Annotated in this window: 21 protein-coding genes; 2 read left to right on the plus strand and 19 right to left on the minus strand. The window is 64.5% G+C overall.

Features of this window, described 5'->3' with window-relative positions; translation table 11 throughout:
- Positions 1-5: 5 nt before the first annotated feature.
- The 3 genes from ACFOPI_RS21475 to guaB form a co-directional block, all read right to left on the minus strand.
- On the minus strand, positions 6-581 hold the full coding sequence (locus ACFOPI_RS21475; protein ID WP_382178570.1) for a 2'-5' RNA ligase family protein: 576 nt from the start codon (positions 579-581) through the stop codon (positions 6-8).
- A 105-nt stretch (positions 582-686) separates the two neighbouring features.
- A complete protein-coding gene (guaA, locus tag ACFOPI_RS21480; protein ID WP_382178573.1) occupies positions 687-2,303 on the minus strand; it encodes a glutamine-hydrolyzing GMP synthase in 1,617 nt (538 codons plus the stop codon).
- A 249-nt stretch (positions 2,304-2,552) separates the two neighbouring features.
- Positions 2,553-4,022, minus strand: coding sequence for an IMP dehydrogenase (gene guaB, locus ACFOPI_RS21485; RefSeq protein WP_382178576.1), 1,470 nt, complete (start codon positions 4,020-4,022; stop codon positions 2,553-2,555).
- 174 nt (positions 4,023-4,196) lie between these two features.
- Between guaB and ACFOPI_RS21490 the strand changes: the two genes are divergently transcribed.
- Positions 4,197-4,781, plus strand: a complete 585-nt coding sequence (locus ACFOPI_RS21490) for a DUF4124 domain-containing protein (RefSeq protein ID WP_382178579.1) — start codon at positions 4,197-4,199, stop codon at positions 4,779-4,781.
- Between the two features lie 20 nt (positions 4,782-4,801).
- Here the strand turns inward: ACFOPI_RS21490 and ACFOPI_RS21495 are convergent, their stop codons facing one another.
- Positions 4,802-5,134, minus strand: a complete 333-nt coding sequence (locus ACFOPI_RS21495) for an RnfH family protein (protein WP_382178581.1) — start codon at positions 5,132-5,134, stop codon at positions 4,802-4,804.
- The gene (locus ACFOPI_RS21500; RefSeq protein ID WP_382178584.1) at positions 5,131-5,574 is read right to left on the minus strand and encodes a type II toxin-antitoxin system RatA family toxin; all 444 of its coding nucleotides are present in this window, start codon (positions 5,572-5,574) and stop codon (positions 5,131-5,133) included. Before ACFOPI_RS21500 ends, ACFOPI_RS21495 begins: the two co-directional genes overlap by 4 nt.
- Positions 5,575-5,623: 49 nt before the next feature.
- Here ACFOPI_RS21500 and smpB point away from each other — a divergent pair, with 49 nt between their 5' ends.
- On the plus strand, positions 5,624-6,115 hold the full coding sequence (smpB, locus tag ACFOPI_RS21505; protein WP_066260880.1) for an SsrA-binding protein SmpB: 492 nt from the start codon (positions 5,624-5,626) through the stop codon (positions 6,113-6,115).
- Between the two features lie 29 nt (positions 6,116-6,144).
- Here smpB and ACFOPI_RS21510 read toward each other — a convergent pair whose 3' ends face one another.
- The 14 genes from ACFOPI_RS21510 to ACFOPI_RS21575 all read right to left on the minus strand — a co-directional run bounded on the left by ACFOPI_RS21510 (position 6,145) and on the right by ACFOPI_RS21575 (position 23,255).
- Positions 6,145-7,239 (minus strand): enoyl-CoA hydratase/isomerase family protein, encoded by a 1,095-nt coding sequence (locus tag ACFOPI_RS21510; protein WP_382178588.1) that lies wholly within the window; start codon positions 7,237-7,239, stop codon positions 6,145-6,147.
- On the minus strand, positions 7,236-8,270 hold the full coding sequence (locus tag ACFOPI_RS21515; protein WP_382178591.1) for a DMT family transporter: 1,035 nt from the start codon (positions 8,268-8,270) through the stop codon (positions 7,236-7,238). Before ACFOPI_RS21515 ends, ACFOPI_RS21510 begins: the two co-directional genes overlap by 4 nt.
- 46 nt (positions 8,271-8,316) lie before the next feature.
- Positions 8,317-10,143, minus strand: a complete 1,827-nt coding sequence (typA, locus tag ACFOPI_RS21520; RefSeq protein ID WP_382178594.1) for a translational GTPase TypA — start codon at positions 10,141-10,143, stop codon at positions 8,317-8,319.
- Positions 10,140-11,105, minus strand: a complete 966-nt coding sequence (truB, locus tag ACFOPI_RS21525) for a tRNA pseudouridine(55) synthase TruB (protein ID WP_382178597.1) — start codon at positions 11,103-11,105, stop codon at positions 10,140-10,142. The genes typA and truB overlap by 4 nt, the downstream gene beginning before the upstream one ends.
- Positions 11,106-11,107: 2 nt before the next feature.
- Positions 11,108-11,482: a 30S ribosome-binding factor RbfA gene (gene rbfA, locus ACFOPI_RS21530; protein ID WP_066159687.1), complete on the minus strand. Its 375-nt coding sequence runs from the start codon at positions 11,480-11,482 to the stop codon at positions 11,108-11,110.
- Positions 11,483-11,497: 15 nt separating this feature from the next.
- Entirely contained in the window at positions 11,498-14,353 is a 2,856-nt protein-coding gene (gene infB / locus ACFOPI_RS21535) for a translation initiation factor IF-2 (protein WP_382178600.1), read from the minus strand.
- 32 nt (positions 14,354-14,385) lie between these two features.
- Positions 14,386-15,885 (minus strand): transcription termination factor NusA, encoded by a 1,500-nt coding sequence (nusA, locus tag ACFOPI_RS21540; protein WP_382178603.1) that lies wholly within the window; start codon positions 15,883-15,885, stop codon positions 14,386-14,388.
- 46 nt (positions 15,886-15,931) lie between these two features.
- Complete coding sequence (gene rimP / locus ACFOPI_RS21545; RefSeq protein WP_382178606.1) at positions 15,932-16,507, minus strand: ribosome maturation factor RimP; 576 nt, start codon at positions 16,505-16,507, stop codon at positions 15,932-15,934.
- Between the two features lie 154 nt (positions 16,508-16,661).
- Positions 16,662-16,883 carry a DUF2788 domain-containing protein gene (locus ACFOPI_RS21550; RefSeq protein ID WP_066159673.1) on the minus strand — a complete coding sequence of 74 codons (222 nt, stop codon included), beginning with the start codon at positions 16,881-16,883 and terminating at the stop codon, positions 16,662-16,664.
- Between the two features lie 20 nt (positions 16,884-16,903).
- Entirely contained in the window at positions 16,904-17,683 is a 780-nt protein-coding gene (locus ACFOPI_RS21555; protein ID WP_382178609.1) for a DUF2189 domain-containing protein, read from the minus strand.
- A 74-nt stretch (positions 17,684-17,757) separates the two neighbouring features.
- Positions 17,758-19,353, minus strand: coding sequence for an ABC transporter ATP-binding protein (locus tag ACFOPI_RS21560; protein ID WP_382178612.1), 1,596 nt, complete (start codon positions 19,351-19,353; stop codon positions 17,758-17,760).
- Positions 19,350-20,384 (minus strand): ABC transporter permease, encoded by a 1,035-nt coding sequence (locus tag ACFOPI_RS21565; protein ID WP_382178614.1) that lies wholly within the window; start codon positions 20,382-20,384, stop codon positions 19,350-19,352. Before ACFOPI_RS21565 ends, ACFOPI_RS21560 begins: the two co-directional genes overlap by 4 nt.
- On the minus strand, positions 20,384-21,409 hold the full coding sequence (locus ACFOPI_RS21570; protein ID WP_382178617.1) for a microcin C ABC transporter permease YejB: 1,026 nt from the start codon (positions 21,407-21,409) through the stop codon (positions 20,384-20,386). Before ACFOPI_RS21570 ends, ACFOPI_RS21565 begins: the two co-directional genes overlap by 1 nt.
- Before the next feature lies 1 nt (position 21,410).
- Entirely contained in the window at positions 21,411-23,255 is a 1,845-nt protein-coding gene (locus tag ACFOPI_RS21575) for an extracellular solute-binding protein (RefSeq protein ID WP_382178620.1), read from the minus strand.
- Positions 23,256-23,288: the final 33 nt, after the last annotated feature.

Below are 23,288 nucleotides of genomic sequence, written 5' to 3' on the forward strand. Positions count from 1 at the left end.
CTTTGTCAATCGAACAGCGACGGCTGCCGATCTTCCAGCGGCCAACTGGCCAGCACTTCGTGGCGACCTTGCCCGTAGTGGCTGTCCACGAGCCCGACTTCGGTCACATCCCAAGTCAATGGTTCGATCCGCCGGGCACCAACTGGTGTGTGCTGGTAGTCCACCGTGATGTGCGGATAGAAGGTGGACCGTATCCTGGCCTCGGGCCATCCGACCGCGAGCAGCGCCTCGACCACCTGTCGCCGCAAAAGGGACAAGGGCCGCACGCCGACACCGCGCCCTGCCAGCTCGACTGTCCCGATTTCGCTTTGGAGGCCACGCGACTGCAAGGTGTCAAAACAGACGCGAAAGGGCGCAGCCTCCAGCAATGCCCCCGCACGCAGGGCCAAGGTCAAGATCTCTAACGGAATGCGGTGCTTATACCTGCCCAGGGGCACCAGCGTGGCGTGCAGCCGCTCCGGGGCCATGGGTCTCGAAGGTCCGCGGTACGAGCGGTTCAAATGCTGTTGCAGGCGCCCGATGTCTCGAGCAACCGTCTGCGGCAGGTGCAGCATCACATACAGATCATGGAAGACAACCATGCAAGCCTCCTGGGAAGCGTTTGCGAGGTCTCATTCTCACACAAACACTGTTCATTCGTACAGTATTCGTGTAAACACCTACGGCGTATCAGCCGCAGGGCATGGTCACTCCCACTCGATGGTGGCTGGCGGCTTGGAGCTCACGTCGTAGGTCACGCGGTTGATGCCGCGCACCTCATTGATGATGCGGCTGCTGACCTTCTTGAGCAGTGCATACGGCAGCTCCGCCCAGTCGGCGGTCATGAAGTCGCTGGTCTGCACAGCGCGAAGCGCTACCACGTAGTCGTAGGTGCGGCCGTCGCCCATCACGCCCACGCTCTTGACAGGCAGGAACACCGTGAAGGCCTGGCTGGTGAGGTCATACCAGCTCTTGCCACTGTTGTGGTCGATGGTGGAGCGCAGTTCTTCGATGAAGATGGCGTCGGCACGGCGCAGCAGGTCGGCGTATTCCTTCTTCACCTCGCCCAGGATGCGCACGCCCAGACCCGGGCCCGGGAAGGGGTGGCGGTAGACCATGTCGTGCGGCAGGCCCAGGGCCACACCGAGTTCGCGCACCTCGTCCTTGAACAGGTCGCGCAGTGGTTCCAGCAGCTTGAGTCCCAGTTGCTCCGGCAGACCGCCCACGTTGTGGTGACTCTTGATGGTCACGGCCTTCTTGCTCTTGGCTCCCCCAGACTCGATCACGTCTGGGTAAATAGTGCCCTGTGCCAACCACTTGGCGCCTTTTGTTGAAGCACCACTTGCAATGAGTTTGGCTGCCTCCGCCTTGAACACCTCGACGAACTCGCGGCCAATGATCTTGCGTTTGGCTTCCGGATCGCTCACCCCGGCGAGGTGACCGAGGAACTGGTCGGCCGCATCGACGCGGATCACCTTGGCGTGCAGCTTGCCGACAAACATATCCATCACCATGTCGCCTTCGTGCAGGCGCAGCAGGCCATGGTCCACGAACACGCAGGTCAGCTGGTCACCGATGGCCCGGTGGATCAGGGCCGCGGCCACGGACGAGTCCACGCCGCCCGACAGACCCAGGATGACCTCCTCGTCACCCACCTGCTCGCGGATCTTCTGCACCGCTTCCTCGATGTGGTCGCGCATGATCCAGTCGGGCCGCGTGCCGCAGATTTCCAGCACGAAGCGCTCCAACAGCGCCCTGCCCTGCACCGTGTGCGTGACCTCGGGGTGGAACTGCACGGCGTAGTAGCCGCGCGATTCATCGGCCATGCCAGCGATGGGGCAGGCATCAGTGCTGGCCATGAGCTTGAAGCCCGGCGGCATTTCGGTGACCTTGTCGCCGTGGCTCATCCAGACCTTGAGCATGCCATGGCCTTCGGGTGTGGTGAAGTCCGCAATGTCCTTAAGAAGGGCCGTGTGGCCGCGGGCGCGGACCTCGGCGTAGCCGAACTCGCGCGTCTTGCCCGCCTCGACCTTGCCGCCCAGCTGCTGGGCCATGGTCTGCATGCCGTAGCAGATACCGAGCACCGGCACACCCAGATCGAACACCGCATCGGGTGCCTTGTCGTCCACCTCGTACACGCTGGCGTGGCTACCCGAGAGGATCACACCCTTGAGCTGCCCGTCAGCGGCGTACTCCCGCACCCAGTCGCTGCTCACATCGCAGGGGTGCACCTCGCAATACACGTGCGCCTCTCGCACGCGGCGCGCAATCAGTTGCGTGACCTGGGAGCCGAAATCGAGAATGAGGATTTTCTGGTGCTGCATGGGTCGATGAATGTGAAACTCGGGCTTAGCGCCGCGCCATCCAGCGGCCACCCCACAGGCAGACCACGGACAACATCAGGAGCAGGGACAGTGCCTGCCAATACTGGCGTGGCTCCTCAGTGCGGCTGTAGGGGAACCGACCGGGAGTTTCCCCGGTCAGCAGGCCGTAGATGAGCATCCCGGCGAACAAGGCTGACAGCACATACAGCGCCCTCACCTGCCACCGAAGAAGTTCCGGCCCCACGCGCTTCAGTCCGCGCGATAGTTGGGCGCTTCCTTGGTGATCTGCACATCGTGCACATGGCTCTCGCGGATGCCGGCCGAGGTGATCTCGACGAACTCCGCCTTGGCGCGCATGTGTTCGATGGTCGGGCAGCCACAGTAGCCCATGGAGGCACGCAAGCCACCGGCCATCTGGAAGATGATCGAGACCACAGAGCCTTTGTAGGGCACACGGCCTTCGATGCCTTCGGGCACCAGCTTGTCGGCGTTCGGGTTGCCCGTACTGCTTTCCTGGAAGTAGCGGTCGGCGCTGCCCTGCTGCATGGCGCCGATGGAGCCCATGCCGCGGTAGCTCTTGTAGCTGCGGCCCTGGTACAGCACGATCTCGCCCGGCGCCTCTTCGGTGCCGGCGAACATGCCACCCATCATCACGGTGTTGGCACCGGCCGCAATGGCTTTGGCGATGTCGCCGCTGTAGCGGATGCCGCCATCGGCGATCATGGGCACGCCGGTGGTCTGCAGCGCGGTGGCCACGTTGTCGATGGCCATGATCTGGGGCACGCCCACACCGGCCACGATGCGGGTGGTGCAGATGGAGCCGGGGCCAATACCGACCTTGACGCCGTCGGCACCGGCTTCCACCAGCGCCAGCGCGGCGCTACCGGTGGCGATGTTGCCGCCGATCACGTCGACCTGTGGATAGTTCTGCTTGACCCAGCGCACGCGGTCGATCACGCCCTTGCTGTGACCGTGGGCCGTGTCCACCACGATGGCGTCCACCCCTGCCTTGACCAGCGCCTCGACGCGCTCTTCGGTGCCTTCACCCACACCCACCGCCGCCCCCACGCGCAGGCGGCCAGCGGCGTCACGCGCGGCGTTAGGGAAGTTCAGCTGCTTGGTGATGTCCTTGACGGTGATCAGGCCCTTGAGTTCGAAGGCGTCGTTGACCAGCAGCAAACGCTCCAGCTTGTGCTTGTTCAGCAACGCCTTGGCCTGTTCAGGCGTGGTGCCTTCGGGAACCGTGATCAGGCGCTCGCGCGGCGTCATGATCTCGCTGACCGGCAGGTCGTAGCGGCTCTCAAATCGCAGGTCGCGGCCAGTCACGATGCCCACCACCTTGCCTGCATCTACCACCGGGAAGCCAGACACCCCCAGCTCGTCGGACAGCTCCATGACCTGACGCACGGTGGTCGAGGGGCTGATGACCACCGGGTCCCGCAACACGCCGGACTCGTAGCGCTTGACCTTGGCCACATGGGCGGCCTGTTCCTGCGCCGAGAGGTTCTTGTGGATGATACCGATGCCACCTTCCTGGGCAATGGCAATCGCCAGCCGGGCCTCCGTCACGGTGTCCATGGCAGCAGAGACCAGGGGCAGGTTCAGACGGATGTTGCGGGTGAACTGGGTGGCGAGGGAGGTGTCCTTGGGCAGGACTTGGGAGTACGCGGGGACGAGCAGAACGTCGTCAAAAGTGAGCGCTTTGCCGAGGAGGCGCATGGGGTGAAGCTCCAAAAACACGATTGTACCCGGCGTCCACCCGAGGGAGCCGCTGTCTGCAGAACGCCACCACATCGGGCCACAAGCTCCGTCAAGCTGACAAAAGCGCTACTTCGTCACCTGACGCGCGCCTTGTGGTGGGCAGCTGAGAGGCCCCGGGTTAAACTGGATCGCATGCTGAGCCGTCACACACCCTCCTCTTTTTCGCGAGTCCTCGCATTCGCAGCGCTTGCCACTCTATTCAGTGGATCCACCTGGGCGCAATGGGTCTGGGTGGACTCTTCCGGCAACAAGGTTTTCAGCGACACGGCGCCGCCGCCTGGCACGCCCGAGAAGAGCATTCTTCGCACCCCCGGGGCCGTGCGTCAAACGGGGCCAGCTAGCCCAGCACCGACCGGAACCGACCCCACGGCAGCCGGCCAGCCCCCTGCACAGGTGGCCGATGCGCCGAAGGTGACCGGTCGCGACGAACAGCTCGAAGCGAAGAAGAAACAGGCGGAAAAACAGGCCCAAGAAGCGGCTCAGGCCAAGAAGAAGGCCGAAGACGACCGGATTGCGGCGGCCCGCGCCAGCAACTGCGAGCGCGCCAAACGCGCCAAGGCCACGCTGGATTCGGGTGTTCGCATCGCCACCACCAATGCCAAAGGCGAGCGTGAAATCATGGATGACAAGGCGCGGGCGGCTGAGCAGCAGCGCATCGACGGCGTCATCCGTTCAGACTGTGGCCCTGCATCGGCCACCGCGCAGAACGTCAACTGAGGCCCTTGGCCAGAACCTGACTAGTAGCCGGCCTTCGAATTGGGCCGCCGCTGGGCAAACAGCCCGGCATTGCGTGAGCCTTGACCGACGAATCGCTCTCTGCGGGCCACCTTGGGGTCCACCCTCAGGTCCCGGTACAGTTCGACGCGGTCGCCATCTCTGAGTAATGTGCTTGGCGCTGCCTTTCGGCCCCACACCCCACAAGTCCATGTGGAGTCCTTTGAACCGTCCGTTCCCAGCGACCAACCGACCATGGCCAGAGCTTCAGCGATGGTCGCACCGTCGGAAAGCTGCAGAGGCAACTCTTCCACCGCCCGGGGTTTGGGAGAACGCACCAGCACCACGGAAATCATGCGCCGTACACCTGGTCTGCGCGCTTGACGAAAGCGTCCACCAGACTGCCCGCTATCCGATCGAACACCGGCCCCACCAAAGTGGCAAGGGCCTGGCTTGAAAAGCCATAGGTCAGCGTGAACTCCACCTTGCAGGCCCGCTGGCTGCCATCGCCCAGCGGCGTGAAGTTCCAGACCCCCTCCAGGTGAGAGAACGGGCCATCCACCAGCTCCATCAGCACCTGTCGGTCATCGATGTGCCGGTTCCGAGTGGTGAAGCTCTGCTTCAGACCGCTGATGGCCATGCCCACGCGGGCTACCATGCCGTGCTCATTGCGCTCCATCACCTCGCTGTGGTCGCACCATGGAAGGAACTGCGGGTAGTGCTGCACATCGGTGACCAGCGCAAACATCTCGTGGGCGCTGTGCCAGAGCAGGACGGACTTCTGAATCGTTTTCATACAATCGGCGCCCATTGTATGGGTCGCCCGCGGCCCCATTTACCGTTCCATGTCCACCAAACCCAGCAAATCCGCCGCCAAGACCGCTGACAGCCGCATCGCGGACAACAAGAAGGCCTTGTTCAACTACGCCATCGAAGAACGTTTCGAGGCGGGCATGGTGCTGCAAGGCTGGGAGGTGAAGGCGCTGCGCGAGGGCAAGGTGCAACTCACCGACGGCTACGTGGTGATCCGGGAAGGCGAACTGTTCCTGATCGGCTGCCAGATCAATCCGCTCAGAACCGCCTCGACCCATGTGAGCCCGGACTCGGTGCGCACCAAGAAGCTGTTGCTGCACAAGGACCAGATACGGCGCCTGATAGGCAAGGTGGAACAGAAGGGCCACACCCTGGTGCCACTGAACCTGCACTGGAAAAGCGGCAAAGTGAAATGCGAGATTGCGCTCGCCAAAGGCAAGGCAGAGCACGACAAGCGCGACACCATCAAGGACCGCGAAGGCAAGCGCGAGGTCGAGCGAGCGATGAAGCAGCGCCAGCGCTGAACCCGCAGGACCCGGCGCTCTGCAGCGATTCAGCCCAGATGGCGCAACGGATGGGCGCTGGCAGGCCAGGGGCTGACGAAAAATGCCCCGACATCGGTGGCTGCCACATCTTCAATGTGGGAGGGGTTCCAGCGCGGCGCGTGGTCCTTGTCCACCGCCAGTGCGCGGATGCCTTCAACGGTCTCGCTCGCGGCACCCGGTCGCAGGTGGAAGCAGCGTCGGACCAGGTCACGCTCCATGCGCAGCTCTTCGGCCAGCCCCATGCCCCGGGCCCGGCGAACCTGCTCCAGCACCACATGCAGCATCAGAGGTGAACGCTTGCGCAGCAACTGTACGGTTTCGCTGGCCCACTCGCCTTGGGCCTGCTCCAGCGCTTGAACCACCGCCTTCACGTTGTCCAATGCAAATACGCGGTCGATGTCCGCCTGCGGAAAATGCGCCTTCGGTGGCACCTTCTGGACGTGATTGAGGCACCAGCGCTCCACCGCCACGCCGCTCTCGTAGGGCGTCTGACCCAGGCTGTCCCACAGGCCCGCAAGGCGGCCGCTGTCCATCACCGCGTCCGCCAGGCCGGCCGCCAGCGCATGAGCGCCGTCGAGCACCAGACCGGTCATGGCCAGGTACTCACCCAGCCGGCCCGGGCAGCGGCTCAGGAAGTAGCCCCCTCCTACATCCGGGAACAGACCGATGCCGGTTTCCGGCATGGCGATCTTGCTGCGTTCGGTGACGATGCGCAGGCTCGCTCCCTGGCTGATGCCCATGCCTCCGCCCATGCAGATGCCGTCCATGAACGCGATGTAGGGCTTGGGGTAGGTGTGGATCAGGTGGTTGAGCGCGTACTCCTCGGTGAAGAAGTCCTCAAGTTCTGGGTTGCCCGCGAGCGCCGCCTGGTGAAAGAAGCGGATGTCACCGCCCGCGCAGAAGCTGCCGAACGCGCCCTCCTTGCCCGTGCCACGGATCGCCACTGCCAGCACCTGCGAATCTTCACGCCAGGCCAGCAAGGCGGCACTGATGTCGCGGATCATGCCCAGCGACAGCGCGTTCAGCGCCTTGGGCCGGTTGAGCGTGATGCAACCGACGCGACCACGGACTTCGGTGATGATGAACTGTTCGGACCCATTCATGGCGTTTCTCCAACGGATGTCTCGGTATTCCTGGCGCTGAGGGTCTGAATGCGTAGTGCACCCTGGCGGTCACGCCAGCCGGCCAGTTCGTTGAGCAGCAGTGCACCGATTACCACGCTGCCGCCCAGCATCACCTCTTGTCCAGGGGTCTCGTTGGCCCACAGCCAAGCCCACACGATGCCGAAAATCACCTCCAGCAGCGCCAGCAAGGACACCTCTGGCGCTTTCAGCGAACGGGCACAGACCACCGCCAGCGTGCAAGGAATCGCCAGCTGCACCAGACCCAGCATGGCCAGCCAGACGATGTCGCTGCCGGTGGCCTGAAACGGAAACGCCAGCGGCAGGGTGGCCACGGTTGATACCAGTGCCCCCACCAGCACCGACGGAACAAGGTCGATGGACTCCCCTTGTTGCTGGCTGCGCTGCACCACTGTCCAGTTGATCGCACCTGCCACCGGAACGCAAAGCGATGCCAGAGACCCCAGGACCAGGCCGGATGCGTTTGCCGCCGGGTCGGTCAATGCGACCCACATCTGGCTGCCGTACATGTAAACAATCCCGGCGCCGGCCGTCACGATGGCGGCCCAGGTGCGCACGGGAAGTCGCTGACCGATGAACACGCGTGCCAGCACGGCGGTGAACAAGGGCCCGACTGCCATGATCACCAGTACGTTGGCGACGCTGGTGAAGGTGAGCGCCAGCATGAAGGCGGTGAACATCACACTCCAGCAGACGCCCGACACCCAGAAGGCACGCGATCCGGCAAGGATGCCCCAATGCCGCTGCAACGCACCCTGCCCCGCCTGGGCATCGGCCAGACCGGTGGACGCTCGGTCCGCCTCCCGCCACAGGGGAAGGATGAGCAGCAGCGACACAAAGGTGAATGCGCTGCGCCAGAAGGTGACTTCGAAGCGTGCGGCCGACTCCAGCTGGCGCGAGACCACGCCGGCTATCGACCACATCAGGGTCACAGCGACCATGAGGAACACCGCCTGGGTGTGGGTCAGACGGTTGAGCAACTTGAATGGCATGGCTGTGGAGTTCGCCTTCGCGGGCAGCCAGCGGCCGCCCGGCTGGTCAGGCCTCGCGCTGGGCGCGCTTGCGATCGTGTTCCTTGAGGTGGCGCTTGCGCAGGCGCACGCTCTTGGGCGTGATCTCAACCAGCTCGTCCTCTTCGATGAACTCCACGCCGTACTCCAGCGTGAGGTCGATCGGAGGCGTGATCTTGATCGCGTCTTCCTTGCCACTGACACGGAAGTTGGTCAGCTGCTTGGTGCGGGTGGCGTTGACCACCAGGTCGTTGTCGCGGCTGTGGATGCCGACGATCATGCCCTCGTACACCGGGTCGTTGGGCTTGACGAACATGCGGCCGCGGTCGTCGAGCTTGCCCAGCGCGTAGGTGAAGATTTCGCCGTCGTCCATGGAGATCAGCACGCCGTTCTTGCGGCTGGCGATCTCGCCCTTGTGGGGTTCGTAGCCATCGAAGATGTTGCTGATCAGGCCGGAACCGCGGGTCAGGTTGAGGAACTCGTTGGAGAAGCCGATCAGGCCACGGGCTGGAATGCGGTATTCCAGGCGCACGCGTCCCTTGCCGTCCGGCACCATGTTCACCAACTCGCCCTTGCGCTCCCCCAGGGCCTGCATCACGCCGCCCTGGTGGCCTTCTTCGATGTCGGCCGTGACCAACTCGATCGGCTCGCACTTCTCGCCGTTGATCTCGCGGAACACCACACGCGGCTTGGACACAGCCATCTCGTAGCCTTCGCGGCGCATGTTTTCCAGCAGGATGGTCAGGTGCAGTTCGCCGCGGCCAGACACCTCGAAGATGCCGTCCTCGTCGGTTTCTTTCACACGCAGGGCCACGTTGTGCTGCAGTTCCTTCTGCAGGCGGTCCCAGATCTGGCGGCTGGTCACGAACTTGCCTTCGCGGCCGGCCAACGGACTGGTGTTGACGCAGAAGTTCATGGTCAGGGTCGGTTCATCCACCTTGAGCATGGGCAGCGGCGTAGGCTTCAGCGGATCGGTGACGGTCACACCGATGCCGATGTCGGCGATGCCATTGATCAGCACGATGTCACCGGGCCCGGCCTCGGTCACCTGCACGCGGTCCAGCCCCTGAAAGGTCAGGACCTGGTTGATCCGACCCTTGATGCTCTTGCCGTCCTCACCTTCCATCACCAGCACATCCATGCCGGGGCGGATCTTGCCGGCGCTGATGCGGCCGACGCCAATGCGACCGACGAAGGTGGAAAAGTCCAGTGCGGAGATCTGCAACTGCAGCGGCGCATCCGGGTCGCCCTGGTGGGCCGGCACATGCTTGAGCACCGTGTCGAACAATGCCGACATGTTCGGACCCCATTGCTCGCCGGGAGCGCCCTCTTCCAGCGAAGTCCAGCCATTGATGCCCGAGGCATAGACCACCGGGAACTCCAGCTGCTCGTCCGTAGCGCCCAGGTTGGCAAACAGGTCGAAGGCCTCGTTGATCACCTTGGTCGGGTTGGCACCGGGCTTGTCGACCTTGTTGACCACCACGATGGGTTTCAGGCCGAGGGCCAGTGCCTTCTTGGTCACGAAACGGGTCTGCGGCATCGGGCCTTCTTGGGCATCGATCAGCAATACCACGCCGTCCACCATGGACAGCGCGCGCTCCACCTCGCCGCCGAAGTCCGCGTGGCCCGGGGTGTCGACGATGTTGATGTGGGTCCCTTGCCAGCTCACGGCGCAGTTCTTGGCCAGGATGGTGATACCGCGCTCGCGTTCGATGGCGTTGTTGTCCATCACCGTGTCCACGACCTTTTCGTGCTCGGCGAAGGTGCCCGACTGGCGGAGCAGCTGGTCGACCATGGTGGTCTTACCGTGGTCGACGTGGGCGATGATGGCGATGTTGCGGATCTGTTTGCTCATGTTGCAGGTTCCAGGATTTGCTGTATTTCGATGGGGCTCAGCAGCCGCCCCGGGATGAGTTCGCCGGCCTGTGTGTGGCCGCTGCCCAGCAGGACCGGCGTGCGGGAGGTGCCCGGTGGCGGGCCGTAGATTGCCACGCGGGACAGGTCGGACCAGACCCCGCGGCGGCGCACACCGCTGAGGAAACGCGCGGCATTGTCGCTGTCGAGCGTGACAGCCGTGTGGTCGGGCAGCAGGGCTTGCACCGGCAGCAGCCGCTGCATGCGCTGCTCTTCGGGCAACGCCTCAAGGGCTTCGACCGTGATGCACTGGCTGGCGTCGAAAGGACCGGTCTGCACCCGGCGCAGCAGGCTCAGGTGCCCGCCGCAGCCCAGGGCCGCTGCAATGTCTTCGCCCAGCGTGCGGATGTAGGTGCCCTTGGAGCAGCGCACGCGCAATCGCAGGAAAGGCTCATCGCCCTCCAGCCCCAATTCCAGCAACTCCAAGTCGTGGATGGTGACCGCGCGCGGCGCACGCTCCACCGTGACGCCTTCACGGGCATATTCGTACAGCGCCTTGCCATCCTTCTTGAGGGCGCTGTGCATGGGCGGAATCTGGGTGATGGGCCCAGTGAAGCGATCCAGCACCTCTACCACTTGCCCGACGCTGCAGGTCACCGGACGGCTCTCCAGCACATCGCCCTCGGCGTCGCCGGTGGTCGTGGTCACACCCAGGCGGACCACGGTCTCGTAGCTCTTGTCGGCGTCCAGGTGCAGCTGGCTGAACTTGGTGGCGGCGCCGAAGCAGATCGGCAGCACACCTGTGGCCAGCGGGTCCAGTGTCCCGGTGTGCCCGGCCTTCTCGGCGCGCAGCAGCCATTTGGCTTTCTGCAAGGCCTGGTTGCTGGAGAAACCCAGCGGCTTGTCGAGCAACAGCACCCCATGCACAGGGCGCCGTGGCACCCTGGTGCTGTGGCGCTGCATGGTCATTCCTCGTTCTTGGAACGCGACGCAACGGCCTTGGAGATCAGCGCGTTCATGTCCGCCGCCCGTTCGGTGGTGCGGTCGAACACGAAGTGCAGCGTCGGCACGGTGTGGATGTGCAGGCGCTTGAACAGGCCGTTGCGCAGGAACCCCGCTGCGGCATTCAGGCCCTGAGTGGTCTCATCGGGATTGCCGGTGAGCAGGCTGAAGAACACCTTGGCGTGGGCGTAGTCGGGCGTGACCTCGACCGCATTGATCGTGACCATGCCCACCCGAGGATCCTTGAGCTCGCGCGCGATCAACTCTGCCAGATCGCGCTGGATCTGGTCGGCGACGCGGAAGCCGCGGTTGGGTACGGAGGAAGCCTTGCGGGGCATGGTGGTGCTCGATCCTTACAGCGTACGAGCCACTTCCTTGACCTCGAAGAACTCCAGCTGATCACCTTCCTTGATGTCGCTGTAGTTCTTGAGCTTGATACCGCACTCGAAGCCTTCCTTGACTTCTCGCACGTCGTCCTTGAGGCGTTTGAGGGTGTCGATCTCGCCGGTGTAGACCACCACGTTGTCGCGCAGCAAGCGGAAGTGCGCGTTGCGGGTGACCATGCCCGAGGTGACCATACAGCCGGCGACGGTGCCGATCTTGGACGCCACGAACACGGTGCGGATCTCGGCCGAGCCGATGACCTCTTCCCGCTTCTCGGGCGCCAGCAGGCCGGACATGGCCGCTTTCAGATCGTCCACGGCGTCGTAGATGATGTTGTAGTAGCGTAGGTCGACGTCGTTGCCCTCGGCGAGCTTGCGCGCGCCGACATCGGCACGCACGTTGAAGCCGATGATGACCGCCTTGGAGGCGATCGCCAGGTTGACATCGGACTCGCTGATGCCGCCCACGCCGGAGAACACCAGCTGCACCTTGACCTCGTCGGTCGAGAGCTTGAGCAGCGAGGCGCCCAGCGCTTCCTGCGAGCCCTGCACATCGGCCTTGACGATGATGGGCAGGACCTTGACCTCGCCGGCCGACATGTCAGTAAACATGTTTTCCAGCTTGGCGGCCTGTTGCTTGGCCAGCTTGGTGTTGCGGAACTTGCCCGCACGGTACGTGGCGATTTCACGCGCGCGGCGCTCATCGGACATCACCATGAAGTCGTCGCCGGCCTGCGGCACTTCGGAAAGGCCCTGGATTTCCACCGGAATGGAAGGACCGGCTTCCTTGATAGGCTTGCCGTTTTCGTCCAACATGGCGCGCACCCGGCCAGATGTCTGGCCGACCAGCACCACGTCGCCGGTTTTGAGGGTACCGCTCTGGACCAGAACGGTCGCGACCGAACCACGGCCCTTGTCCAGACGTGCTTCGATCACCAGACCCTTGGCCATGGCATCGACCGGGGCCTTGAGTTCGAGAACCTCGGCCTGCAGCAACACCTGCTCCAGCAAGGCATCGATGCCTTCGCCGGTCTTGGCGGACACACCCACGAAAGGCACATCGCCACCGAACTCTTCGGGCACCACTTCTTCGGCCACCAGTTCCGAGCGCACGCGCTCGAGGTTGATGCCAGGCTTGTCGATCTTGGTCAAGGCCACGACCATGGGGACCCCTGCGGCCTTCGCATGCTTGATCGCTTCCTTGGTCTGCGGCATCACGCCGTCGTCGGCCGCACACACCAGAATGACGATGTCGGTGGCCTGGGCACCACGGGCTCGCATGGCGGTGAAAGCCTCGTGACCCGGGGTGTCGAGGAAGGACACCATGCCGCGCGGTGTTTCCACGTGGTAGGCACCGATGTGCTGCGTGATGCCGCCTGCCTCGCCCGCCGCCACTTTGGAGCGGCGGATGTAATCGAGCAGCGAGGTCTTGCCGTGGTCCACGTGGCCCATGACAGTGACCACCGGGGCGCGCGGCTTGAGCTCGGCCTGGTGCTGGCCCGCTTCCTCGTCGGTGAAGGCTTCCGGATCGTCCAGCGCGGCCACCACCGCGGTGTGACCCAGTTCTTCCACCACGATCATGGCGGTGTCCTGGTCCAGCGGCTGGTTGATGGTGACCATCTGGCCCAGCTTCATGAGCTGCTTGATGACCTCGGACGACTTCAGGCTCATCTTGTGTGCGAGTTCGGCCACCGTGATGGTTTCCGGCACGTGCACTTCGATGACCTTGGCTTCCGTCGGGGCCACAAAGCTGCTCTGCGCGTTGTCACGGCTGTCGCGATCACCACGGCGACCGCCACCCTTGGGGCCGCTGCGCCAGTTGGAGCGACCGGCGCTGGTGTCGCCACGGGTCTTGATCTCTTTCTTCTTCGCTGCGTCGTCCTTCCAGGTCGACGACAGGTTCTCGGACTTCACTTCTTTCTTGCCGCCCAAGCCAGGCGCAGCTGGCGCACCCGCAGCAGTCTTGGCTGCCGGCGTGCCAGCAGGCTTGTGCAGCGTGCCCTTGATGGCCTTGGGATCCGGCGTGGGCTCAGGCTTCTTGGCCACCAGGGTCTTGGCTGGAGCGGCCATCATCGCGCGAATGTTGGCGGCCTCGGCCTCGGCCTTGCGCCGGCGCTCCAGCAAATCCTGGGCGCGCGACTCTTCGGCCTTGCGGGCTTCGGCCTGCTTGTCGGCCTCCGCCTTGGCAGCGGCTTCACGCTCGGCCGCGGCAGCGGCCCGGCGCTGGTCTTCCTTGGCGGCCTCTTCCTTGGCAGAGTCGACAGAGGCGGCGGATTTCGCTGCCGCCAGTTGCCGCGCCTGGGCCGCGGCCTCCTCGGCCTCTGCAGCCTTGCGCGCGAGCTCCGCCTGGCGAGCCTCTTCGGCTTCGCGCTGCTGGCGCTTGATCAGCAGTTCTTCTTCCTGGCGCCGCAGCAGCTCGGCCTGACGGCGCGCCTCTTCCTCGCGTCGGGCCAGCTCGGCCGGGTCCACCGCCGGTGTGGCCGGCTCAACGGACTCCACCGGTGCATCCGGGACCACCACCTCGTCGTCGCGCTTGACGAACGTACGCTTCTTGCGTACTTCGACCTGGATGGTGCGGGCACGCCCAGTCGCGTCGGCCTGCTTGATCTCCGTGGTGGACTTCTTCACCAGCGTGATCTTCTTGCGCTCGGCGCCGGCGGTCCCGTGACTGGCCTTGAGGTGGCCCAGCAGCTTCTGCTTGTCGGTCTCGGTGACCACATCGGTCCCAGCGGTTTTAGGCACCCCGGCAGCAGAAAGCTGCTCCAGCAGGGTGGTGGTGGGCTTGTTCAGCTCGGCGGCCAATTCGGCAACGGTGGTACTGGTCATAGGTGTTTCTTCTCCGCTCGTGCCTGCACGGGTCAGTTGGACGCAGGCGTCTCCTCACCGGAGAACCAGTGAGCGCGGGCGCGCATGATCAGATTAGTCGCCTCTTCAGGCGTCTGCCCCGTCATGTCGGTCAGTTCATCGGTAGCCAAGTCGGCCAGCTCGTCGCGGGTGTGCACGCCGCCATCAGCCAGCTTGGCCACCAGCTCCGGCGTCATGCCTTCGAGGTCGCGCAGATCCTGCGACACCTCTTCCACGCTTTCTTCACGAGCGATCTCCATCGTCAGCAGCGCGTCTTTGGCGCGAGCACGCAGTTCGTTGACGGTGTCCTCGTCGAAGGACTCGATCTCCAGCATCTCCTGCAGCGGCACATAGGCCACCTCTTCCAGGCTGGTGAAGCCTTCTTCAATCAGGATGTCGGCGATCTCCTGGTCCACGTCCAGCTTGGACATGAACAGCTTGCGGATGCCGTCGGCCTCTTCGGCCTGCTTCTGGGCAGACTCGTCGGCGGTCATGATGTTGATGCGCCAGCCAGTCAGTTCGGATGCAAGACGGACGTTCTGGCCACCGCGGCCGATGGCGATCGCGAGGTTTTCCTCGTCCACCACCACGTCCATGGCGTGCCGCTCTTCGTCGACCACGATGGACACGACGTTGGCCGGCGCCAGGGCGCCGATCACGAACTGCGCGGGGTCTTCGGACCAGAGCACGATGTCCACGCGCTCGCCCGCCAGCTCGTTGGTGACCGCATTGACGCGCGATCCGCGCACACCGACACAGGTGCCAATGGGGTCGATGCGCTTGTCGTGAGACAGCACGGCGATCTTGGCGCGCGAGCCGGGGTCGCGGGCACAGGTCTTGATCTCCAGCAGGCCCTGCTCGATCTCCGGCACCTCCTGGCGGAACAGCTCGATCATGAACGAGGGAGCGGAACGCGACAGCAGGATGGGTGCGCCACGCAGCGTCAGGTCGACCTCCATGATCATGGCGCGCACGCGGTCGCCGGTGCGGAAGTTCTCCTTGGGGATCATCTCGCCGCGCTTGAGGCGTCCTTCCACGCGTCCGCTCTCGACGATCAGGTCGCCCTTGTCCATGCGCTTGACGGTGCCGACAAAAATCTTGTCGCCGCGGCTCATGAAATCGTTGAGCAGCATTTCGCGCTCGGCGTCGCGGATTTTCTGCAGGATCACCTGCTTGGCAGCCATGGCGCCGATGCGACCAATGGGCACGCTTTCCACCGGCTTCTCGATGTAGTCGCCCTCTTCGATGTCCGGAATGTCGTCCCGGGCATCGCTCAGCAGCTCCTCGGCGTCGGGGTTCTGCAGTCCTGCCGAGTCGGGCACCACCAGCCAGCGGCGGAAGGTTTCGTAGGCGCCCGTGTCCGGATCCATCGCGACACGGATGTCGACCTCACCCTTGTAGAGCTTTTTGGTCGCCGAGGCCAGCGCCTGCTCGACCGCACCCAGCACGACGTCGCGCTCGACGTTCTTCTCGCGCGAGATGGCATCGATCAGCATCAACATTTCGCGATTCATATCAGTCGCCTACCTTTCCGTATCTCTTATCTCAAATCACAAAAACTCAGGAGCCGGCACGCCGCCCCTTGAAATTCACGATGGGCGCCAAACGAGCCTGCTGGACGTCGTCCAGTGCAAACGTCAGCGCCTGCAAGGGCGCAGGCTCGCGCTTCTTGCTCACGCGCTGCCCTGGCTTGACGGGCGGCTCATCACTCCATACCACCTGCCACATCACCCCGTCGGCGGCCCGCTCCAGCGTGCCGCGAAACTTTTTTCTGTTGGCGGCCACCGCGCCGCCGGTAGCGCCGATGGGCGCCTTCAGCGTGAGGTCTATGACCTGCCCCTGGAACCGCTGGTAGTCGGCCTCGTGCCGCAGCGGCCGATCGATGCCGGGCGAGCCCACTTCGAGGCGCCGGTAATCCAGACCCTCGACCTCCAGCAGGTACTGCAACTGCCGGGTGACCGTCTCGCAGTCCTCCACGGTCACGAACTGCTCGGGGCCTGCGGCTTCACCGGGCTGCGGGGCCTGCCATGGCAGGTCGATCGTCACCCGGAGCAAACCACCAGCCGAACGCTCCAGATCCACCAGGTCAAAACCCAGTCCGGTCACGGTTTGCGCAATGGTTTCTTGCCAGCTCATCGGGTGTGTTGCGGCCTTGTGGTGAAGGGAATCGGAATTCCGGAAAGCGTTTGGACAAAAAAAATGGGCCGGTAGTAACCCGCCCATTTGGTCGTGAAGCCAGCATTGTACTCCGTGCGGCACCTTTCTTGCAATAGCGCCGACCAGGAATGCGTCAGATGCCGAGCACCCACTGGATGACGTTTTTGGCCATGAAACCCATCATGCCCAGAGAGAGCACCAGAAAGATGATGAAGGTGCCGAATTTGCCGGCCTTGGACTCCAGGGCCAGATTCAACACGATGAACAGCATGTAGAGAATGAAGGCCCCCACCCCGAAGGTCAGGCCGAACTGAGCGATCTGACCCTCGGTCAGACCAAATATCGTGTTTTCCATGACTGGGAAATGGGCCCGACTCAGTGAAACGAGACCGGCGATGGGGTGACGGTGAGATCGCGGTAGGCGTGCCAGCTGGCGTGGGCGATCAGTGGGATGACCACCACCAGCCCCACCAGTGCAGTGACCATGCCCAGTCCGACCAGCATCGTGATCAGCACAGCCCACCAGACCAGCGGCCCCGGGTAGTCGGCCACCGCGCGCCAGCTGGCGGTGACCGCCATGCTCACGGGCACGCTCTTGTCGATCAGCATGGGTATGGCGACCACACTGGATGCAAACACAGGCGCCGCCAGCAGGGAGCCCATCACCAGCCATGCTTCGAAGAGGCCGACCTCTTTGACAAGCACCACATGGCGGAAAAAGTCCACAGGCTTGAGGATGGGGGTCGGCGACCAGAGTGTGATCAGGCCGGCCGATGCCATCACCCAGCCCGTTCCGGCCAAGCCCAGCAACACGCCGAAACGCACCAGTCGGCCATCAAAAGAGCGCCAAAGCGCGATCACATCGCGCAGCCCGGCTTTGCGGCCCGCCGCACGCTCACGGCTGATGTGATAGAGGCCTGTGGCCAGCACCGGCGCCACGATCAGGAAGCCCGAAAACGCACCGGCCAGCAGCCAGAAGCGGTCCCGCGCCAGCCAGAGCAGCAGCCAGCCGAACAGGGCCAGCGCCAGCCCGTGAACCAGACCTGGCAGCGGGTTGGCCCGCAGGTCTTCCCAGCCGCGCTCGATCCAGCGGGTCGGCGAAATCATGTCCACGGGCATGGTCCGTGTCGTCGCGGGCTTGAGGGCTTGGGTCATGGACAGCAGCGTGTGGACGTGGTCGGATGCATTCGACAAGGCGCCAGTGCGCCGGGGCCGATCCTAATGGAAGCTCAGGACGCGGCGCTGACAAGTGCCTGCGTGTAGGCGTTGCGCGGCGCACGGAGAACCTGCTCAACAGGGCCATGCTCCATCACGACACCGTCTTTGAGCACCAGCACCTCGTGGGCCATGGCCCTGATCACCGCGATGTCGTGGGTGATCAGCAGGTAGCTCAGTCCTCGCTCTCGCTGCAGGCGCTGCAGAAGGGCCAGCACCTGTTGCTGGACCGTCACGTCCAGCGCACTCGTCGGCTCGTCCAGCACCAGCAGTTGCGGCTCGACGATCAGCGCACGCGCAATGGCGAGGCGCTGGCGCTGACCGCCGGAGAACTCGTGCGGGTAGCGCTGAAGCCAGTCGTCGGCCTGACTGGCTTCGGGCACCAGCCCGACGTCGGCCAGCGCCGACCTCACCCGTTCTCGACGCTGTATCGCATCCAGCCCTGGCTCGTGAACGCTGAGCCCTTCACCCACGATCTGTTCCACGGTCATGCGTGGGGAGAGCGAGGAAAACGGATCCTGAAACACCACCTGCACCTGCCGGCGCAGCGCCTTTTCGGCTCCCGACTGGCGCGCTTGCGCCCAACCGGTGTCGCCCAGTTGCAGTTCACCGCCGTGCGGCAAAAGGCCCAGTGCGGCCAGCGCCAGGGTGGACTTGCCCGACCCGGACTCGCCGACCACCCCCAGCGTGGTGCCCGCCGGGATCGAGAAGTCGGCCCCCTGCAGCGCGACGAAACTGCCGCGCCGGAACCACCCCCGGACGCCCGGCAGCGGCACCGGGTAGCTCACCCGAAGACCCTTGGCCTGCAGCACCGCCGGTGCACCTGCGGACGGTTCCACCACATCGCGCCGGGCCTCGCTGGCGAGCAGGCGGCGGGTGTAGGCATGCTGCGGATCGGCGTACACCAACTGCACGCTGCCCTGCTCCACAAGATGCCCCTTCTCCATCACGGCCACCCTGTCGGCAAAGTGCCGCACCAGGTTCAGGTCGTGGGTGATGAGCAGCACCGCCATGCCGTGCTGGCGCTGCAGGTCCGACAGCAGGGCCAGGATCTGGGCCCGCACCGTGACGTCCAGGGCGGTGGTCGGCTCGTCGGCGATCAGCAACTTCGGTTGGGCCGCCAGCGCCATGGCGATCATGGCGCGCTGGCGCTGACCGCCGCTGAGCTGGTGCGGAAATGCCCCGGCGCGCCGGGCGGGCTCGGGGATGCCGGTGGAAGCCAGCAACTCGATGGCGCCGGACCGGGCCTGCGCGGGGGTGAGACCTTTCTTGAGCTGGAGCACCTCGACGATCTGCTCGCCCACGCTGTAGAGCGGGTTGAGCGCCGTCATCGGCTCCTGGAAGATCACCGCGATGCGATCGCCCCGGATGCCGCGCAGCGCGTGTTCGCTCAAGGCCTGCAGATTCGTGCCGCCAAAGTTGGCCGTTCCGCGCACCTCGGCGTTCTGGATCAGCCGCAGCAGCGACAGCGCCGACACCGTCTTGCCAGAGCCCGACTCGCCGACCAGCGCCAGCTTCTCACCGGCCGCCAGCGAAAAGTCGATGCCGTGCACCACCTCGTGGCCACCAAACGAGACGCTCAGGCCCTTGACTTCCAGCAGCGGCGTCATCGGTCGGCCTTTCGCGGATCGAGCGCGTCCCGCAGCGCGTCGCCCATGAAGGTCAGCAACAGCAGCGTGATGACCAACACGCCGAAGGTCGAGAGCGAGATCCACCAGGCGTCGATGTTGTTCTTGCCCTGGCTGAGCAGTTCACCCAGCGAGGGCGTACCCGGCGGCACCCCCAGGCCCAGGAAGTCCAGCGAGGTCAGCGCCAGGATGGCCGCGCTCATGCGGAACGGCAGGAAGGTGACCACCGGCGTCAGGCTGTTGGGCAGCACGTGGCGCCAGATGATCTGGCCGTTGGACAGCCCCATGGCCCGCGCCGCGCGCACATAGTCCATCTGCCGGTTGCGCAGGAACTCGGCGCGAACGTAGTCGGACAGGCCCATCCAGCCGAACAGGCTCAGCAACACCAGCAGCAAGCCGATGCTGGGCGACAACACAGCGGAGAAGATGATCAGCAAGTAAAGCTCGGGCATCGAGGACCAGATCTCGATGAAGCGCTGGAAAGCCAGATCGGTCTTGCCACCGAAGAAGCCCTGTATGGCACCGGTGAGGATGCCCAGCAGGGTGCCGATGAAGGTCAATGCCAGGGCAAACAGCACGCTGACTCGGAAGCCGTAGATCAGCTGTGCCAGCAGATCGCGCCCGCGGTCGTCGGTGCCCAGCCAGTTCTCCGCTGTCGGGCGCGAGGGATTGGGCTCCTTCGCGAAGTAGTTCAAGGTCTTGGGGCCGTAGGGGTTGGGCGCGTAGAACGCCCAGTTGTCCCCCCGGGTGATGCGCTCGCGGATGAAGGGGTCGAGGTAGTCGGTGTCGGATTCGAAGTCGCCACCGAAGGTGGTTTCCGGCAGGTTCTGGACCATCGGGAAATAGGTCTTGCCCTCGTAGCGCACCACCAGCGGCCGGTCGTTGGAGATCAGCTCGGCGAACAGGCTGAGCACCACCAGTGCGCAGAACAGCACCAGGCTCCAGTAACCCAGCCGATTGCGCCTGAAACGCTGCCAAGCACGGCGGGAGGGGGACAGGGACGCTGCGGCCATCAGTCGAACTTCACGCGCGGGTCCACCCACACGTAGCAGAGATCGGATACCAGCTTGGTGACCAGGCCGATCAGGGTGAACAGGAACAGCGTGCCCATGACCACGGGGTAGTCGCGCCGGATCACGCTCTCGTAGCCCAGCAGGCCCAGACCGTCAAGCGAGAACTGGGTCTCGATCAGCAGCGCGCCGGTGAAGAAGGCGCCAATGAAAGCTGCTGGAAAACCTGTGACGATGGGAATCAGCGCGTTGCGGAACACGTGCTTCCATAGCACCTGCCGCTCGCTCAGGCCCTTGGCGCGGGCCGTCATCACATACTGCTTGCGAATCTCTTCGAGGAACGAGTTCTTCGTCAGCATGGCCGTCACCGCGAAGCTGCCGAGCACCATGGCCGTCACCGGCAGCGTGATGTGCCAGAGGTAGTCGACTATGCGCGCGCCCCAGCTCAGTTCCTCCCAGTTCGAGGAGGTCAGGCCGCGCAGCGGAAACCACTGCAGCTGCCCGCCAAAGATCACCAGCAGTGCCACCCCGAGCACGAAGCCCGGAATCGCATACCCCACCAGCACCATCAATGTGGTCACGAGGTCGAAGCGCGACCCCGCGCGCACCGCCTTGGCCACGCCCAGCGGCACGGCGACCAGGTAGCTGATGAGGAAGGTCCAGAGCCCGAGGCTGACCGAGACAGGAAGCTTCTCGATGATCAGCTGCGACACCGCCTTGTTCTGGAAGAAGCTGGTGCCCAGGTCGAAACGCGCGAACTGGCCGAGCATCTGGAAAAAGCGTTCGTGGGCCGGTTTGTCGAAACCGTACAGCGCCTTGATCTGTTCCAGCCGCTTCGGGTCGACGCCTTGCGCGCCGCGATACACCGAGCCGCCCTCCGCGCCTGTGCCGGCCCCGGCACGCGCCTCAGCGAGGTACTGCTCCACCGGCCCGCCCGGCACGAACTGGATCACCACGAAAGTCAGCAGCAGCACCCCGAACAGCGTCGGGATCATCAGCAGCAGGCGTTTGAAGATGTAGGACCACATGTCAGGGCTTCTTCCACCATGTGTCGATCGCCCAGTCCTCGCCGGTGGCGTACGGCGGCATGGTCTCGGGTCGAGACAGGCGCCAGGCGTTGTAGACCATGCGATGCGTGCTGGACGACCACTGCGGCACCAGGTAGTGGCTGTGCGTGATGACACGCTCCAGCGAACGGCAGGCGGCCAGGAACTCGGGACGGGTGTCGGCGCCGACCATTCGGCCGATCAGGTCGTCGACTGCCGGGCTTTTCACGCCGGCCATGTTGCCCGAGTCTTCTGTGTCTGCAGCTTTGCTGCCAAACAGGTCGGCGTATTCCGGGCCTGGGTTGTGCGTGCCACCGTAGGCGATCGAGGTGATGTCGAAGTTGAAAGTGCGCAGGCGCTGCTGATACAGCGCGAAGTCGACCGGGCGGAAATTCAGCTGGACACCCAGCTTGGCGAGGTTGCGCGACCAGGGCGTCACCACACGCGCACCGGTTTCCTGGCTGTCCAGGTACTCCAGCACCATGGCCTCGCCCTTCACATTGCGCAGCGCGCCGTCTCTCACCGTCCACCCCGCCTCGCGCAGCAGCCCCTGCGCCTTTCGCAGATTTCCGCGCAACGAGTCATCGCCATCGGTGCGCGGCGAGCGGTAGGCCGGTCCGAAGACGGCCGGTGGCAGCTGGGCACGCCACGGCGACAAAAGGGCCAGCTCGGCCGGAGACGGCACTCCCTCGGCCGCGCAGTCGGTGTTGCCGAACAGGCCCTGCACCCGCTGGTAGGCGCCGTAGAACATCTGCCGGTTCATCCACTCGTAGTCCAGCGCAAGACCCAGCGCCTGCCGCACGCGGATGTCGTCGAGTGGCGGGCGGCGGGTGTTGAGCACGTAGCTCTGGAAACCGGTGGGCTGTTTGTGGACAAACTCGGCCTTGACCAGTTCGCCGCTGTCGAAGCGCTTGCCGTTGACGCGCCGCGCCCAGTCGCCGGCCGAGAAAAACCGCATCAGGTCGAACTCACCGGCCTTGAGCGCCTCCAGCCGCGCTGTGTTGTCCTTGTAAATCTTGACGGTGATCCGGTCGAAGTTGGCGGTGCCACGGCGCACCGGCAGATCCCTGGCCCAGTAGGCCGGGTCGCGCACATAGGTGATGTCCTTGCCGAAGCGCACCGGCCCGATCCTGTAAGGCCCGCTGCCGATCGGGATGTCCATCACCACCTGGTCAAAGCTCTTGCGCTGCCCGGTCTTCGGGTCTTTCTCGTCGCCCCAGGCGCGGCTGAACACCGGCAGGCCGCCCACGGTCAACGGCAGTTCGCGGTTGAACTTCTTGAAGCGATAGCGGACCGTGCGCTCGTCGATCACATCGACGCCGGCCACATCCTCAAGAATCGTCTTGTAGGCCGGCGAGGTGTGGGGACCGACCAGCGTCTCGTAGCTGTGCTTCACGTCGGCGGCCAGCACTGGCTGTCCAGTGTGGAACTTCGCCTCCGGCCGGATGCGAAAAGTCACCGACAACCGGTCGTTCGCCAGCTCCACGTCCGAGGCGAGCAGGCCATAGGCCGAACCGGTTTCGTCCAGCGCGCCCGCCAGCAGGCTGTCGAACATCAGCGACGACAGGTAGGCCGGCGCGTTGCCGCGCAGGGTGAACGGGTTGTACTTGTCAAAGGTGGAGACCCGCAAATTGCTGACCAGGCGCAACTCGCCACCCTTGGGCGCATCTGGATTGACATAGGCAAAGTGCGTGAAGCCCGGCGGGTACCGCAGCTCACCCCAGAGCGCATAGCCGTGCGCGGCCCAGGCCGGCAGCGAGCCCACCACAACGCCGATAGACGCCAGAAGGCGCCACAGGCGGAACGAAAAGGCACGGTGGGCTTGCATGCGACAATTCTGCGGGAAATTTTTCTGGAGTTT

The sequence above is a fragment of the Hydrogenophaga luteola genome (assembly GCF_042648585.1).
In the GTDB taxonomy this organism is placed as follows: Bacteria; Pseudomonadota; Gammaproteobacteria; order Burkholderiales; family Burkholderiaceae_C; genus Hydrogenophaga; species Hydrogenophaga luteola.

What these genes read in the sequence shown, in the direction of transcription:
- ACFOPI_RS21475 (WP_382178570.1), bottom strand. Translation starts at nt 581, where the DNA reads ATGGTTGTCTTCCATGATCTGTATGTGATGCTGCACCTGCCGCAGACG.
- guaA (WP_382178573.1), bottom strand. Translation starts at nt 2,303, where the DNA reads ATGCAGCACCAGAAAATCCTCATTCTCGATTTCGGCTCCCAGGTCACG.
- guaB (WP_382178576.1), bottom strand. Translation starts at nt 4,022, where the DNA reads ATGCGCCTCCTCGGCAAAGCGCTCACTTTTGACGACGTTCTGCTCGTC.
- ACFOPI_RS21490 (WP_382178579.1), top strand. Translation starts at nt 4,197, where the DNA reads ATGCTGAGCCGTCACACACCCTCCTCTTTTTCGCGAGTCCTCGCATTC.
- ACFOPI_RS21495 (WP_382178581.1), bottom strand. Translation starts at nt 5,134, where the DNA reads ATGATTTCCGTGGTGCTGGTGCGTTCTCCCAAACCCCGGGCGGTGGAA.
- ACFOPI_RS21500 (WP_382178584.1), bottom strand. Translation starts at nt 5,574, where the DNA reads ATGAAAACGATTCAGAAGTCCGTCCTGCTCTGGCACAGCGCCCACGAG.
- smpB (WP_066260880.1), top strand. Translation starts at nt 5,624, where the DNA reads ATGTCCACCAAACCCAGCAAATCCGCCGCCAAGACCGCTGACAGCCGC.
- ACFOPI_RS21510 (WP_382178588.1), bottom strand. Translation starts at nt 7,239, where the DNA reads ATGAATGGGTCCGAACAGTTCATCATCACCGAAGTCCGTGGTCGCGTC.
- ACFOPI_RS21515 (WP_382178591.1), bottom strand. Translation starts at nt 8,270, where the DNA reads ATGCCATTCAAGTTGCTCAACCGTCTGACCCACACCCAGGCGGTGTTC.
- typA (WP_382178594.1), bottom strand. Translation starts at nt 10,143, where the DNA reads ATGAGCAAACAGATCCGCAACATCGCCATCATCGCCCACGTCGACCAC.
- truB (WP_382178597.1), bottom strand. Translation starts at nt 11,105, where the DNA reads ATGCAGCGCCACAGCACCAGGGTGCCACGGCGCCCTGTGCATGGGGTG.
- rbfA (WP_066159687.1), bottom strand. Translation starts at nt 11,482, where the DNA reads ATGCCCCGCAAGGCTTCCTCCGTACCCAACCGCGGCTTCCGCGTCGCC.
- infB (WP_382178600.1), bottom strand. Translation starts at nt 14,353, where the DNA reads ATGACCAGTACCACCGTTGCCGAATTGGCCGCCGAGCTGAACAAGCCC.
- nusA (WP_382178603.1), bottom strand. Translation starts at nt 15,885, where the DNA reads ATGAATCGCGAAATGTTGATGCTGATCGATGCCATCTCGCGCGAGAAG.
- rimP (WP_382178606.1), bottom strand. Translation starts at nt 16,507, where the DNA reads ATGAGCTGGCAAGAAACCATTGCGCAAACCGTGACCGGACTGGGTTTT.
- ACFOPI_RS21550 (WP_066159673.1), bottom strand. Translation starts at nt 16,883, where the DNA reads ATGGAAAACACGATATTTGGTCTGACCGAGGGTCAGATCGCTCAGTTC.
- ACFOPI_RS21555 (WP_382178609.1), bottom strand. Translation starts at nt 17,683, where the DNA reads ATGACCCAAGCCCTCAAGCCCGCGACGACACGGACCATGCCCGTGGAC.
- ACFOPI_RS21560 (WP_382178612.1), bottom strand. Translation starts at nt 19,353, where the DNA reads ATGACGCCGCTGCTGGAAGTCAAGGGCCTGAGCGTCTCGTTTGGTGGC.
- ACFOPI_RS21565 (WP_382178614.1), bottom strand. Translation starts at nt 20,384, where the DNA reads ATGGCCGCAGCGTCCCTGTCCCCCTCCCGCCGTGCTTGGCAGCGTTTC.
- ACFOPI_RS21570 (WP_382178617.1), bottom strand. Translation starts at nt 21,409, where the DNA reads ATGTGGTCCTACATCTTCAAACGCCTGCTGCTGATGATCCCGACGCTG.
- ACFOPI_RS21575 (WP_382178620.1), bottom strand. Translation starts at nt 23,255, where the DNA reads ATGCAAGCCCACCGTGCCTTTTCGTTCCGCCTGTGGCGCCTTCTGGCG.